The following is a 14,162-nucleotide window of genomic DNA, read 5'->3' as shown; positions in this document are numbered from 1 at the left end:
TTTAAAATCTTTCAAACATGAATTTTCCTCAGGAATTAAAGTACACCAAAGATCACGAATGGGTTAAAATTGATGGTGACATCGCCACGATTGGAATCACCGAATTTGCACAATCTGAATTGGGAGACATCGTCTATGTAGAAGTAGAAACCGTTGGTGAAACCATCGAAGCCGGTGAAGTCTTTGGAACAGTAGAGGCAGTAAAAACCGTTTCCGATCTATTTATGCCACTCAGTGGAGAAGTGATTGAATTTAATGAAGAGCTGGAAGGTTCTCCAGAACTGGTCAATGAATCTCCCTATGAATCCGGTTGGATGGTCAAAGTAAAAATCTCCGGAGATCTTCCTGAAGATTTATTAAGCGCTGAGGAATACACCGAGTTGGTAGGAAAAGATTAAATCAACTTTTGCGCCTTACTGTCAGTATCCTTTGGCTGATCCTGTTGGGTTTTGCCATGCTTACTCCCGGAGACCGGTTTCCCGAAGTCAATGCTTTTGACTTTCAGGATAAATTTATTCATCTCCTTTGCTTTTTTCTCCTGGCTTACCTCTGGGCAGGCGTAGGAAAAAAGCGAAATTTGAACGATTGGAATCTAAAAAACTGGATCATATTCCTTTTTCTGGGATTCTTACCGGGAGTATTCTTGGAAACCGGACAACTTGTTATTCCCAATCGGTCGTTTGATGAATATGATCTGATTATCAATTTATTAGGTGGATTTTTAGGAATATTAGCATATTTTAAGACTCCATCCATCCTCAGTCTCTTGCATTAATGCAGTAGATTACTTACAATTGTTAGTAAATAAGAATAAACTTAACCTTCATAAACCAAATTCGCCATGGAAGCAAAAAAGACTCCAAGCGCTGACTTGACCAAAAAGACAGGAATGTTCCTGAACTTAGGGTTGGCAGTAGCTGTAGGTGCTACCCTTGCGGCCTTCGAATGGAAGTCTTTTGACGACGGATCTTTAAAAGATCTAGGGATGGTCAATGACAATTTCGAAGAACTGCTAGATATTCCAATCACGGAGCAACCACCGCCCCCACCGCCACCGCCAGTAGAGCAGCCTATTATTCAGGAAATTCCTGATGAGGTAGAAATCGAAGAGAAAATCGAAGTAAACTTTGACGTGGACGTGAAAGAAGAAACGGTGATCAAGGAAGTGGTCATCGCTGAAGCTCCAGTTGAAGAAAAAGTAGATGAGATTTTTGACGTAGTAGAAACTCAACCTACACCTCCAGGTGGAATGAGCGGTTGGAATGAATACTTAAGAAAGAATCTTAAATACCCCACTCAAGCCAGAAGAATGGGGATCGAAGGAACCGTAATTGTGGTCTTCGTTATCAACACCGATGGATCAATTCAGGACGTTGACGTACTGAGAGGTATTGGAGGAGGTTGTGATGAAGAAGCAATCAAGGTTGTAGAAAATGCTCCTAAGTGGGAGCCTGGTAAACAACGAGGTCGTCCTGTACGAACTCGAATGAGATTACCGATTCGCTTCGCATTGAGCTAATCAATCTTTGAAAATATGAAAGCCCGATTCTGTCGGGCTTTTTTTATGCCTATTCACAACTTTTAACCTAGTTAACAAATCTTAAAGGGCTCATTTTTAGCATTTTATTTTATAGCTTTTCCTATGTTTCATTTAACCACAAAAACAATGGAAGCTAAGAAAAACCAAAAAGCAGATCTCAAAAACAAATCAAGTCTATTCTTAAATCTCGGACTGACCCTCAGTGTCGGTTTAGTCTTGGTAGCTTTTGAATGGAAAAGTCCATACTCAGGACCACTGAAGGAGATCGGGACAAATTCGGAAAATTGGGTAATTGAGGACATCCCGCTTACTATTCAGACACCACCTCCCCCACCACCTCCGCAGGTTAGCGTGGAAATCAAACAAGTAGATGATGAAATCGAATTGGATGACCTGGATATTGATATCGACATTAACCTCTCCGAAACCGAAGAGATCTCCGATGTTATTCTTCCCGGGGAGGCTCCCATCGAGGAGGAAGTTGATGAAATACTGGATTTTACAGAAGTCCAAGCTACTTTCAAAGGAGGAATGGAAGCCTGGTATAGCTATTTAAATAAAAACCTTCGCTATCCAAGCCTGGCCAAACGAATGGGAATCGAAGGAACCGTGTTGGTGAGATTTGTAATCAATAAGGATGGGAGTGTTCAGGATGTGGAAGTGCTCCGACCTCTTGGAGGTGGCTGTGATGAAGTAGCCATGAAGGTAATCCAAAACTCCCCAGAATGGATACCCGGCAGATTTAAGGGACAAGTCGTCCGCTCTCGGATGGTTATGCCCATCAAATTTAAACTCGATTGATCAAGGATGCTGTCTCAAAAGTTCGCCTTTCTCAGCCAACTAATCGCTCTGGCCGAAGAATACAGGGATTAAATTTGAGACAGCCTCTTTTTGAAGGCAGGATTAACTAGCTAATTCAAAATTAAGGAATAAGGTATTTTTAATAAAAAGGCGTATTTTTCATCTGTTTATAATTTGTTCTTCAGCGGTCATATGGAATCTCGCAATTCTAATCATCCCCGAGTGTGACGGGTACGTCGTGCTCAAATTCATTTACCCAAATCGTATTCGTGATGAAAAATCATTCCTCTGCCTTAATTCTGATTTTCCTTATCTTTTTTTCCTGTCAAAGACAGGAAACATTTGACATTCTGATTTTAAACGGAACCATCTACGATGGAATGGATAATCCACCCCTTGAGGCAGACTTGGGAATCCGAGATGGTAAAATAGCAAGGATTGGAGAGCTTGCCGGGCAAAAATCAAGAAAGACGATCAATGCAAAAGGGTTGATTGTCTCTCCAGGATTTATTGACATGCACACCCATTTAGAACCTATCATGGAAATGCCACTGGCCGAAAGCTTGCTCAGGCAGGGAGTGACCTTGGCTTTGGGAGGACCAGATGGCGGAGGTCCTTGGCCATTTTCTGATTATTTGGATTCCTTAGATCAGATGGAAATAGGTCCCAATCTCGCTTACCTAGTCGGGCACAATACCATCCGAAGGGAAATTATGGGGAATGAAAATCGCGAACCTACTCCAGAAGAATTAACTACGCTAAAAAGTTATGTTGCCCAGGCGATGGATGCGGGAGCCTTTGGTATTTCCACAGGACTTAAATACCTCCCCGGGACCTTTGCCCAATTGGATGAAATCATAGCGCTTTCGCAAGTAGCAGCAGCTGCCGGCGGCATCTATACTTCCCATTTACGGGAAGAAGGATTGGGCTTAATTGAAGCAGTACAGGAAGCAATTCAACTATCAAAAGCGGCAACAATCCCGGTGGTACTGACGCATCATAAAGCGATCGGGGTGAAAATGTGGGGACAAAGTGCCCGTACTCTGGAATTAGTTGACTCGGCTCGATCGGCGGGATTGGATATCATGATGGATCAATACCCCTACGCAGCAAGTCATACGGGAATTAGTGTTTTAATCCCCAGCTGGGCTTTGGAAGGGGATAAATTTGAAGAGCGAGTAAAGGACCCTGCCTTAAAAGACAGCATCAAATCTGGCATCATCTTCAATATTCTAAATGATCGAGGCGGGAACGACCTTTCAAGAATCCAATTTTCGCGGGTGAGTTGGCAAAAGGACCTCGAGGGTAAAACCTTAGCGGATTGGCTAGAAATGGAAGGATTGGAGCCGAGTATTGAAAATGGAGCAGAGTTGGTCATTCAAGCCCAGCTCAATGGGGGTACAGGAACAATTTACCATGCGATGGATGAAAAAGATGTGGAAAATATCATGAAACACCCCATGACTATGATCGGCTCGGATGGACGTCTTTCCAGGCCCGGGGAAGGTCATCCTCACCCTAGAGCATACGGTACCTTTCCGCGAGTACTCGGCTATTACACCCGAGAAAAAGGAGTTTTAGATCTTCAAAAAGCCATTTATAAAATGACGGGGCTCTCAGCCAAGCGGCTGGGTATCCCTGATCGTGGTAGGATCAAGGAAGGGAATTTTGCCGATATTGTGATTTTTGATGCTGATAAAATAATTGACAAAGCTACCTTTACCGATCCCCATCAATACCCCGAAGGCATTCCCTTTGTGATCATCAATGGCCATATGGTAGTGGAGGACCATCGATTTTTAAACCGGGGATACGGGCAGATTCTCCGAAAAAATCAACTCTGATAAGCAAATTCAAAGCTGCGAAACCCTTTTTTCACAGCTTTGATTTTCAATTGAAACTTACAAAACGTTCAAGGCCTGCTCTTTGATTTTTTCAAGCTCATCTTTCATTCGAATGACATAGCGCTGAATTCCTGCATCATTGGCTTTGGAACCGATGGTGTTAATTTCCCGGCCAATTTCCTGAGAAATAAATCCCAGCTTTTTACCTTGACCCGTTTCCTCAGAAAGCGTTTTGGTGAAATAGTTTAGATGGGTATCCAATCTCACCAGCTCCTCGGTAATATCCAGTTTCTCAAAATAATAGATCAGCTCTTGCTCAAATCGATTCTCATCAAAGGAATTTTCATCAAGCCATTCGTTAAAATGGTTTCGAATCCGATCTTGGATTTTAGTCTTTCTTCTCCCTTCTTCAGATTTTACCGAATCGAGGTTTTGAGCGATTTCTTGAATAGTTTCATTTAACTTTTCGAAAAGTACCTTCCCTTCGTCTTGCCGGAATCCATCACATTTAAGAATCGCCTCTTCCAAAACCCGCTTGACCAAAATCCATTCTTCGGCCACATCGGCAGTTTCTATGGCGGTGGAATTCATGACCGATGGGGCTTGTAAGGCAAGTTTGAAAACCTCAGAAGCATCTGCACCGACCGATTCAGCCAAATCCTTAAACTTATGGTAATAGGATCGAAACAAGTCTTCATTAATCAGCACCGGCAAGTCACTGCCTGCTTTGGACAAAAATTCAATACTCACGCTAACCTTTCCCCGTTCCAGAATCCCCTGAACGAGCGTCCTAATTTCAAGTTCTTTATCCGAAAACTGTCGTGGACTTCTTATGGATAAGTCTAAAAACTTGGAATTAAGGGATTTTACTTCGATATGAATGACATAGCGATCATCCTCCCATCCGGCATTTCCAAAGCCGGTCATTGATTTTATCATGCTGATTTTATTCGATTAGAAATTATAGCCCAAAGATACATAGAACTTCAAGTCTTCGGTTTCATAATTCCTAATTGGTCTGGCTATGTCAAATTTGACATAATAATTGAGCAATACAGTGCGGATACCTGCACCATAACTTTGAAGCCAAGGATTATTGAAATTATTGAGTGTAATGGTGAAAGGTGAACCTTCGGTATTAATTACTTCTGTATTTTGATCATTGACCCGCTCCCAGGGAGCAGCCTCATCCCAAGCGGACCCGATGTCGTAAAAGCCAACCAATTGGAAATTTCGGATAAAATTAGATGTGATATTTCCCCTAGTGAGGTAAGAAAACACGGGAATACGCAGCTCTGTTGTAAAAGTGATTACGTTATTTCCCCGGATTTCATCGTAATCATACCCTCTCAGGTCGACAAAGTCTGCGAAAAGAATATTGGAGTTTTCCTCGCCTCCTGGGTTTCGTACCGGAGAAACTTCGGGTCTATTGGTGGGTGGGCGATAAAAGGAATTGAATAACCAATTGTCCATCCCTCCCACAAGGTAGGTTTGTGGATTTTTCCCAAAGAACGAACCGGTATACAGGCGTGAGGCTAAGATGATATTTTTATGGATTCGCTGATAATTCCGAAAGTCTAGGTAAAAATTGGAAAAACTTCGATTGCCTTCATTCAATCCTTGGTAATGAATGATTCCCATTTTACCCTTCAATCCGGCTTGGGAATATAAGCCGATTTGCTGCGTTCTGTCGTAAACAAACTCCGCTTTCCCCCCGACATAATTCACATCAAACCGATTCAATTCTGGATTGGTCGCTAAAATCAATGAATCCGAGTTCAAATTGAAGTATTGACTCTTGGCAATAAAGGGGGCAAGAGTGAATCGCGAATTAATGTTGAACGGATAAGAAACTCCAAGCTCCGCCTTGGTTAACACGTATTTCTGAAAGGTAATGTCTCCCTCGGTGACTCGGATCGTCCTGCGGTCAAAACGTCCACGGAAATCCAAGCGGCTTTTCAGGTACTCATATTCAAAAAACACATCTCCACCGGACCTAAAGTCCAATGCGGTCATAATTCCCCCTTGAAAAACGTGATTGTCCAATAGATCGGTCATTTTTCCATGGAGATTGATCCCAAACCCGCGAAGAGGATCGATGACAAATCTAGAGTTGATGCTATTGGTAAAAAACTGGGGCTCCATAAACTGAGGACCCGTGACCCGCTTTTGAAGATTCTGAGCACGAAAACTTTCTAACAGGTTAAATTGATTTGATCCTTGTCCGGATTCCCCTGCCTGAAAATTTCCGGGAATGGTATCAAACTGATAATTTTCAGTATTGATTCCCCTAGAATTCTGAAATTTTAGGCGATCGATATTGATACTGGAAGTTTGCGGGCTAGTACGAATGGTATCCACCGGGATTTCGGCTTGGGGAACACTTGGCTTCTTTTCCTCGACAGCAGGAGTTTTCTCTCGTTCTTCCGCTGTATTGGTATCCAAGCGACGTCTGGCTGCAATTCGTTCATTCAGACTCTTGGCTTGTTCGAGCTGAATTCGAGGGGTGCTCGGCGTAAATTGATCCGCCGCGCTGTAATTTTGAACAACCAGAAATGACTGCTTGCCTTCCCGTACAGCAAAGGCGATTTTATTCATCCTACTGGTCACATCAAAAACCTCCACACTTTTGTCCCATGCGCTAATTTGATTGGCGATCTCATTGCCAATGTTCAATCGCATCAAATTCGTAATCCCACTCAAATCACTGAGGTAGACTAAGTTATTGGAATTGACTTTTCGAGGGATACTGTTTTTACTAAAAGAATTAGTCAATCGGGAAATTCGTATCGTGTCTCTTACTTCAATCTTAAATAGGTTATAACTTTCCTCAAAAATACTCAAGCTCGGATCATCGGAGGCTACCGAATCCGGAATATCGGAATAATTAGTCGAATAAATGATGGTAGAATCATTTAAAAACATGGGAGTGAGATCATCAAATTCATCATTGGTTAGTCTCCTTCCACCCCCTCGCGCATTTAAGGAATAGATATCCGTTTTTCCATTAGAAATAGCCGAAAGGACCATATTTCGTCCCGTGCTATTGTAATCCATACTTAAGATTTGAGTGATATTACGCAAAAATATTTTGTCCTGATTCGTCCCATCAATCGACCTTAAGCGTAGCGTCGTCAGTCCCCTTTTGAAAGAGGCAATGGCTAAATTTGAGGAATCTCTCCAAGCAATGACCGGGGTCAGAAGATTGGCCTCTTGATCCTGATGAACCGCACCTCCTTGAAGGAGGGTGCGTTCTACTCCGCTGGACAGTTCCCTTACCTGAACTTTATACTTGCCCCCATTATTAAGAACATAAGCCAAATGAATCCCATCTGGGCTAAACTTGATATCGGTAATAGCTCCGGTAACTCGTGCAGAGGTAGTGGCTATTCCTTGCGAAGCTTCGATAGACTTGAAATTGGTATTGACCTGTTTATTGATCGTGAGGTAATAATTTTTCCAATCTTGAGTAAACGTCTTGTAGTTTAGACCAACCGTATTGGCTATACTATTTTCTTCATTCCGATTAATCCTTGAGAGATTGAGAATGCTGGAAATATAGCGTTTCCCGTAGCGCTCTGCAATGTAATTCCAGACCGACTGGCCGACCAACCCAGCTTCCAATCCGCTCAATTTGAGAATTTTTGGATTTTCTTCTTCTTTAAAATACTGTCTGGTGAAATCATCCATTTCCCTACTCCAGCCTTTTGCGAGGTATAGCGCAATCCCTTCTACGTACCAATCAGGGAAAGAATTCATCAAATTAGACTGAAATGCATCGGCTACGGAGGCTCCGTAAAGCATTTCTTGGATAATTACTTTCGAAGTGGCATAGATTAAGTCCTCTTTGAATAAATCCACCCGACCTTTGTAGCCTACCTCAGCGATAAGGCGACTGAAATTGGTTTGCCCTTCTTCATTATATTCTTCTTTGTTCAGGTTTAAATTACTCTGAAGGAGTTCTTCGGGGGAATTGTAAATGTAAATTTTGGGCTTGGTATAGGCCACATAGCCAATCATTTGGGTCAGCCGCTGAAATTCTTCTTCGAGAAACTCGATAGCCATTTTGGCATTGGCTCCCCCTCGGTCATAATAATAGACCTCAAAATTATTGGAGGAAAAATAATACCACTCGAATTCCTTATGCTGAATCCTGTTTTTACCGAATCGTTCTTGATCAAATTGTGCGAAACTGACCCCGGTAACCAACCAGAGCCCTAGTAAGAGTAGAAGATGGTTTACTTTTAATCGCATTCGAAAATTTTTCTTAGTCGGTTAAATATAATTAAAATACCTCGCGATATCTACCTCTTGGGGAAGTGGCGTGTTTCTGATCAAAAAAGAAGTCATGACCTTACTGTAATAAGGGATTAACGACACTCCTTTCGCTCCGAAACCATCAAACAAGTAAACGTTTTGCTTTACAGGATGTTTTCCCAAAAAGGGTTTTCTATCCTTAGTTGCTGGACGGATGCCTACTTTTTGAGAAATATAGGCATCAACGGGCAATTTGATCAATCCGCTCAATCGTTCAGTCAATTCCTTTTTCGCGCTTTCTGTGGGACCCTGGTCTAAATCATGCCAGGTATAAGTTGATCCCACCCGATGCAGGTCATTGCCCAGATGCACCCGAAAGACTCCTCTATTTACGATGTAATCCGGGGAAAAGCCTTGTTTTACTTCCAAAATTTCTCCCTTGACCGGTGCAAAAGGTAAAAAATTAAAAAAATCAGAATTCATGGCCCCCAATCCATTGCAAAACACCAGGGATTTAGCCTTGATATTTTTTACAACCCAAAACTCTCCTTCCTGTTGAATATCCGAAACGTCAAGTTGATTCCTTATCAAATCCTCCCCAAAATAGGCTTGCATTCCATCCAATAATGGATTGATATCCAGCCAGCCACTATTTTGGAGCATCACTCCACCATAGGGATCGTTGAGAAAGGGAGATTGACTTTGCTGATGAATGGCAGAAAGGAATTGGGAAAAACGCGTTTCGGCACTGTTTCCCATCCATTCATTTTGCTCCTCGATGGATAAAAAGGGGCGGTAAATCCCCTGCTCGCGGAGAAATTTCCTGGAAGTAAGCCTCTCCATCTGGCGATAGAATGGGATGATTTCCGGAAATAACAAGTCCGCATTCCAGGTTTTGACCATTTTTCTCCCTGTTACCGGATTAAATAATCCTGCCGCCACCCGACTGGATTGGTTGAGATCGGGTCGGTCGAAAATCTTGACTGATTTACCGGCCTCCTTGAGACGAAATCCCAAAGCAGTACCTGCTAAACCTTGCCCGATAAGCAAAAAATCTGTTTCCATAGTCCAAATAAAAGGTTTTATTCCTTATTTTGTTAATTCCCCAGAGACAAAAACTATGTTAAAAATTAAGCTATTCACATTCAATCCCTTTCAGGAAAACACCTACCTTATCTACGATCAACATGGGGCTGCTGCGATCATAGATCCTGGATGCTATGAAACCGATGAGCAAGAAGAATTACGGAGTTTTATTTTGGAACAAAATCTGAGTCCTCAGCTTTTGCTCAATACCCATTGCCACATTGATCATGTGCTGGGAAATGCCTGGGTCAAACATACCTTTGATATTCCCTTACTGATTCACGATAAAGACATTGCAGTACTGAATTCTGTGAAGGTTTATGCCCCTAATTATGGGTTCCATCGCTATGAACCCACCGAACCGGATGGCTATCTTTCCACCGATCAGGACATCAAAATTGGAGACCAAACCTTGCAGGTGCGCTACGTACCGGGCCATGCTCCAGGCCATGTGGTATTTTATCATCAAGAGAGCGGAATCTGTCTGGCAGGCGATACTCTTTTTCGTCAGAGCATCGGAAGGACAGATCTGCCTGGGGGAAATCACGACCTTTTGCTCGAAAAGATCAAATCAGAACTTTTCAGCCTACCCGATGAGACGGTAATTTATCCCGGTCATGGGCCAGAGACAACCATTGGATTTGAAAAAATCCACAATCCATTTGTAGGTAAAAACGCCAGACTTTGAAGCTAAAATCACACATTCCTAACACCCTCACCTTACTGAATTTACTTTCAGGCATTATAGGGATTCATTGGGTTATCGAAGGGGAAATTTTCTCTGCCGCCTGGTTTATTATTCTCTCCGCTTTTTTTGATTTTTTGGATGGATTTGCTGCCCGTATGCTCCAAGTCACCGGGGAATTGGGTAAGCAGCTGGATTCGTTGGCAGATTTGGTCTCATTTGGAGTTTTGCCGGGGTTTGTGCTTTTCAGCATGTGTGAGCAGGTTAGTCCAGGTTCTTGGCTGGCTTATTTCACCTTAACTATTCCACTTTTTTCGGCTCTTCGACTCGCCATGTTTAACCTTGACACCCGCCAATCCGATCGATTTATCGGCTTACCCACCCCTGCCAATGCACTTTTTATTTCTACCCTCCCCTATCTTTTCACTCAATGGATTGATTTGGAGCGATTCTTTTTGACTCCTTGGGCTTATTTGGTATTGGCAGGAGTCCTTTCGTTCCTTTTGGTGGCCGAAATTCCTCTCATCGCATTGAAATTCAAAAACTTTTCTTTCAAAAAGAATGTATTTAGATATGTGCTGATTGGATTTGGAATCGGATTAATTTTGGCTTTTGGATTGGCAGGGATTCCACTGATTATTCTTAGCTATTTGATCCTTTCCCTGGTAGAAAACAGCCTAAGCAAGGCATGATTTTACATTCACGAATAAAAATACTTCTGGGAATAGCTGGGCTTTTTCTGCTCATGGAGCAGACTTTGGCTCAAGGGCGATTTTATAAGTTCCCAGTCACCCAAACCGGGATATATGAAATTTCAAATCAACAATTGGCCGAACTGGGCTGGTCGGAACCCTCCCAGGTTTCTTTTTTTGGATATCCGGGACGACTTCCCCAAAAGCTGGATTCTGCCAGTTTGGATTTACGAGAAATCCCAGCTGAAGAAACAGCCACCGGCCTGCGGGTTTTTCTCACCGGTCCACATGTCATTTCCGATTCGCTGGGAAATCCTTCCTACCGCCACCATTATTACCTGGATACCTTAAATTACCTGATTGGACAGACCCAACAGCCCCAACGAATCCGAAAAGTGGAAGCTATTGAAACAAACTCCATAGGCTCAACTTTATATCAGTGGAAATCAATCAAAGAAGATGCGGTTAATCTTTTAAATTCTGGGAGAGTTTGGTACTCTGATCCCATTCGAGCAGGCGGATCTCGGTCTTTTGCCGTTGATTTAGCAAGCTCAAGCGACAAACTTTGGAAAATTCGAGGCGTTTTGATGAGTGCTTCCACCGGGGGGGGAAAGTTTGAAATTATAGCTCAGGAACAAGTTATTCAATCCCTCGAAATCGCTGCTATTCCTAGCTCCACCTACGGCATCAAGGGAATCGAATCGGAGTTTCAAGCTGAATTTCAGCCTGAAAATGGTCAACTCAATGCCCTCCGCCTTGAATACCAAAGTAGCAATTCATCAGCTTCTGGGTACTTGAATTATGTGCTGGTAGGAAGGCCCATTGACCCTGAAAATCCCTCCAGTGGGGCTTACCAATCCAGCCAAAACTTCAGCAACCTTCACCTCCGAGAAGAGCAGTTCGTTTGGGCAATTGAAGATTTTTACCAGCCCATACAAATTTCACATGCGGGGAACCCCGTTCAGATCAATGCCTCTGAAATAGTTATTTTTGAGGACAAAGATATTCAAGCCATTGAGCAGTTGGCTCCGGTTGACCCGAACCTTCGAGGCTCCACCGTTTGGCCTGATTTATTGATTATCAGTCCGGATTTACTCCTCCAAGCTGCCGAATCCCTTCGAATTCACAAACTTTCACAGGGGGTAGTTGCTGAGGTAGTTCGGTTACCGGCCATTTATGATGAATTTGGCTATGGAAATCCTGACCCCGTGGCTATCCGCAACTTTATCGCCTGGCATTACCATCGGGGAAAGCAGTTGAAAAATGTATTACTTTTTGGAAAAGGAACTTACGATTACAAAGGGAGACTAGGGGGTAGACCCAATTTGATCCCAACCTATACCAGCAGAACCAGTCTCAATCCGCTGACAACATTTAGTTCGGATGATTTTTTTGGCTTACTTGATTTTGGCCAAGGAGAATGGATCGAAAGCAGGGAGGGTGATGAAATCCTTCAAATCGGAGTAGGTAGACTACCGGTGATCAACTCCAGAGAAGCCCGCATCGTGGTCGAAAAAATAATCCAGTACGAATCCAACCCCTCTGGCCTGCAATGGAAACGAAATTTTACCTTGATGGCCGATGATGCAGATACTAATATTCACCTCCGAGATGCCGAATCACACAGTCACTATTTGGCCACCAATCATCCAGAGTTCAGTCAAACCAAGCTTTATTTGGATCGGTATGAGCAAATTCGCGAGGGAAACACCCAACGGATACCTGCTGCCAGAGAAGCTTTAAAAAGCACCTTACAGGAGGGTACTTTGTTTTTAAATTACATCGGACACGGCAATGAAACTACCCTTGCCGCAGAGCAGGTTTTTCGGATAGAGGATATCCAAGACTGGCCCGTTCAACGAAACCTTCCGCTTTGGATTACGGCCACTTGCGAATTTGGGCGCCACGATAGTCCATTTATCCGTTCAGCAGCAGAAGAATTATTGACCGTCGAAGCAAAAGGGGCAATTGGTTTATTGACCACTGGAAGGCCGGTTTTCAGTAGTATCAATTTTTCCTTGAATCAAGCTTTTGTCCAAGCGGTTTTTCAAACCCCAGATCAGGCATTCGCTGATCTGGGATCAATTTTCAAAGAAACCAAAAACAACAGTTTGAATGGCTCACTCAACCGGAATTTCAGCCTCTTAGGAGACCCTTCGCTCCGATTAGCCTCACCCAACTTTGAGGTCAGACTTACCGAATTGAAAAATCAAAGGGGAGAAAAGGTAGAATCGCTTTCTGCGGCAAGTGAAGTCAGCTATGAAGCCGAGGTCGTCGATCCGGAATCCGGTGAATTAGCTAGCCAATTTAATGGATCGGCTCTCATTCAAGTTTGGGACCGCCCCAAACCCGTGGAGACCTTGGGGGATGAAAGTAGCAGCACGGTGTTTACAGAGGAAAAAACACTGCTTTTTCAAGGGAATGTACCCGTTGCAAATGGAACCATTTCCGGAAAACTGAAAATCCCGGCTCAGGTAGCCGAACAGACCGCAAGAGGGGCAATCCGAATTTTTGCAGTCGATGAGCAGCGGCAACAAGACGCCTCCGGGTTTAGTCGTCCGCTACTCGGCGGATTAGCACAGGGGTTTGCAGAAGATGAAGCCGGACCAATCGTCAATTTATGGGTGGATGGCATCCCTGCCGATCAAGCAGAATCCTTTCAAACCCGCCAAATCCCGGCTGAAATCACCCTAGAAGACCGCAGTGGAATTGATATCAGTGGGCTAGACCCTAGTAAAAACTTGATTCTGCAAGTCAATGATAGCCCTCCGGTGATTCTAAACAACGACTACCAAGCACTAGAGGGGGACTTTATCCGTGGAAAAGTAAATCTAACGCTCACTGCGCTGCGGGAAGGAAGCAACCAAGTCCGAATTACCGCATTTGATTTGGCAGGCAATGAAACGACCCGAACCTACCCAATCGAGGTGGCAGGAAGTGAACGGATTCAAATCCTTTCTCACTCCACTTTCCCCAATCCCACCTCTCTTCAAAGCAAGTTTGAAATCAACCATAATCGACCGGGTGAAAACCTTAATTTAATCTTAGTAGTTTATACCTCAGAAGGACGAATACTATTTGAAGATTCCCTTCGTTTAGTGGAAGCTGATGCTGTGATTGATGATTTATCTTGGATTTTTTTACAAAACCAAACCAAATATCCAGCAAAAGGAACTTATATTTACAAAATAGCGCTACAGTCAGAAGTGGATCAAACCACTGCTATTGCCAGCGGGAAAATCATAATTGAATGAAAT

The 14,162-nt window shown here is 43.3% G+C and carries 11 protein-coding genes; 8 read left to right on the top strand and 3 right to left on the bottom strand.

Annotation, left to right across the window (positions count from 1 at the left end):
* Positions 1-17 precede the first annotated feature (17 nt).
* From gcvH to Q0L00_RS01755, 5 genes are all read left to right on the top strand, one after another.
* Positions 18-398 (top strand): glycine cleavage system protein GcvH, encoded by a 381-nt coding sequence (gcvH, locus tag Q0L00_RS01775; RefSeq protein WP_297335142.1) that lies wholly within the window; start codon positions 18-20, stop codon positions 396-398.
* A gap of 8 nt (positions 399-406) precedes the next feature.
* Complete coding sequence (locus tag Q0L00_RS01770) at positions 407-775, top strand: VanZ family protein (RefSeq protein WP_297335141.1); 369 nt, start codon at positions 407-409, stop codon at positions 773-775.
* Positions 776-841: 66 nt separating this feature from the next.
* Positions 842-1,519 (top strand): energy transducer TonB, encoded by a 678-nt coding sequence (locus Q0L00_RS01765; RefSeq protein ID WP_297335140.1) that lies wholly within the window; start codon positions 842-844, stop codon positions 1,517-1,519.
* Positions 1,520-1,666: 147 nt separating this feature from the next.
* Positions 1,667-2,341: an energy transducer TonB gene (locus Q0L00_RS01760; protein ID WP_297335139.1), complete on the top strand. Its 675-nt coding sequence runs from the start codon at positions 1,667-1,669 to the stop codon at positions 2,339-2,341.
* Positions 2,342-2,613: 272 nt separating this feature from the next.
* Positions 2,614-4,185 (top strand): D-aminoacylase, encoded by a 1,572-nt coding sequence (locus tag Q0L00_RS01755; RefSeq protein ID WP_297335138.1) that lies wholly within the window; start codon positions 2,614-2,616, stop codon positions 4,183-4,185.
* Between the two features lie 57 nt (positions 4,186-4,242).
* On the opposite strand, the gene Q0L00_RS01750 is transcribed toward Q0L00_RS01755, so the two are convergent.
* Genes Q0L00_RS01750 through Q0L00_RS01740 form a run of 3 tightly spaced genes read right to left on the bottom strand, consistent with a single transcriptional unit; the run spans position 4,243 to position 9,507 of the window.
* Positions 4,243-5,124, bottom strand: coding sequence for a YicC/YloC family endoribonuclease (locus tag Q0L00_RS01750; RefSeq protein ID WP_297335137.1), 882 nt, complete (start codon positions 5,122-5,124; stop codon positions 4,243-4,245).
* A gap of 15 nt (positions 5,125-5,139) precedes the next feature.
* A complete protein-coding gene (locus Q0L00_RS01745; RefSeq protein ID WP_297335136.1) occupies positions 5,140-8,439 on the bottom strand; it encodes a biopolymer transporter Tol in 3,300 nt (1,099 codons plus the stop codon).
* A gap of 21 nt (positions 8,440-8,460) precedes the next feature.
* Positions 8,461-9,507, bottom strand: a complete 1,047-nt coding sequence (locus Q0L00_RS01740; RefSeq protein ID WP_297335135.1) for an FAD-dependent oxidoreductase — start codon at positions 9,505-9,507, stop codon at positions 8,461-8,463.
* A gap of 55 nt (positions 9,508-9,562) precedes the next feature.
* Between Q0L00_RS01740 and Q0L00_RS01735 the strand changes: the two genes are divergently transcribed.
* From Q0L00_RS01735 to porU, 3 genes are read left to right on the top strand one after another with little or no spacing between them, the layout of a single operon-like run.
* Positions 9,563-10,216 carry an MBL fold metallo-hydrolase gene (locus Q0L00_RS01735; protein WP_297335134.1) on the top strand — a complete coding sequence of 218 codons (654 nt, stop codon included), beginning with the start codon at positions 9,563-9,565 and terminating at the stop codon, positions 10,214-10,216.
* Positions 10,213-10,905: a CDP-diacylglycerol--serine O-phosphatidyltransferase gene (pssA, locus tag Q0L00_RS01730; RefSeq protein ID WP_297335133.1), complete on the top strand. Its 693-nt coding sequence runs from the start codon at positions 10,213-10,215 to the stop codon at positions 10,903-10,905. The genes Q0L00_RS01735 and pssA overlap by 4 nt, the downstream gene beginning before the upstream one ends.
* Positions 10,902-14,159: a type IX secretion system sortase PorU gene (gene porU, locus Q0L00_RS01725; RefSeq protein WP_297335132.1), complete on the top strand. Its 3,258-nt coding sequence runs from the start codon at positions 10,902-10,904 to the stop codon at positions 14,157-14,159. Before pssA ends, porU begins: the two co-directional genes overlap by 4 nt.
* Positions 14,160-14,162: the final 3 nt, after the last annotated feature.

This window comes from Algoriphagus sp. (assembly GCF_024305035.1).
Taxonomy (GTDB): Bacteria; Bacteroidota; Bacteroidia; order Cytophagales; family Cyclobacteriaceae; genus Algoriphagus.
The sequence above is the reverse complement of the archived record's forward strand: the minus strand, read 5'-3'. Positions and strand labels throughout refer to the sequence as shown.

Excerpts from the sequence above, each read along its gene's own strand:
- gcvH (WP_297335142.1), top strand. The coding sequence starts at position 18 with ATGAATTTTCCTCAGGAATTAAAGTACACCAAAGATCACGAATGGGTT.
- Q0L00_RS01765 (WP_297335140.1), top strand. The coding sequence starts at position 842 with ATGGAAGCAAAAAAGACTCCAAGCGCTGACTTGACCAAAAAGACAGGA.
- Q0L00_RS01760 (WP_297335139.1), top strand. The coding sequence starts at position 1,667 with ATGGAAGCTAAGAAAAACCAAAAAGCAGATCTCAAAAACAAATCAAGT.
- Q0L00_RS01755 (WP_297335138.1), top strand. The coding sequence starts at position 2,614 with ATGAAAAATCATTCCTCTGCCTTAATTCTGATTTTCCTTATCTTTTTT.
- Q0L00_RS01750 (WP_297335137.1), bottom strand. The coding sequence starts at position 5,124 with ATGATAAAATCAATGACCGGCTTTGGAAATGCCGGATGGGAGGATGAT.
- Q0L00_RS01745 (WP_297335136.1), bottom strand. The coding sequence starts at position 8,439 with ATGCGATTAAAAGTAAACCATCTTCTACTCTTACTAGGGCTCTGGTTG.
- Q0L00_RS01740 (WP_297335135.1), bottom strand. The coding sequence starts at position 9,507 with ATGGAAACAGATTTTTTGCTTATCGGGCAAGGTTTAGCAGGTACTGCT.
- Q0L00_RS01735 (WP_297335134.1), top strand. The coding sequence starts at position 9,563 with ATGTTAAAAATTAAGCTATTCACATTCAATCCCTTTCAGGAAAACACC.
- porU (WP_297335132.1), top strand. The coding sequence starts at position 10,902 with ATGATTTTACATTCACGAATAAAAATACTTCTGGGAATAGCTGGGCTT.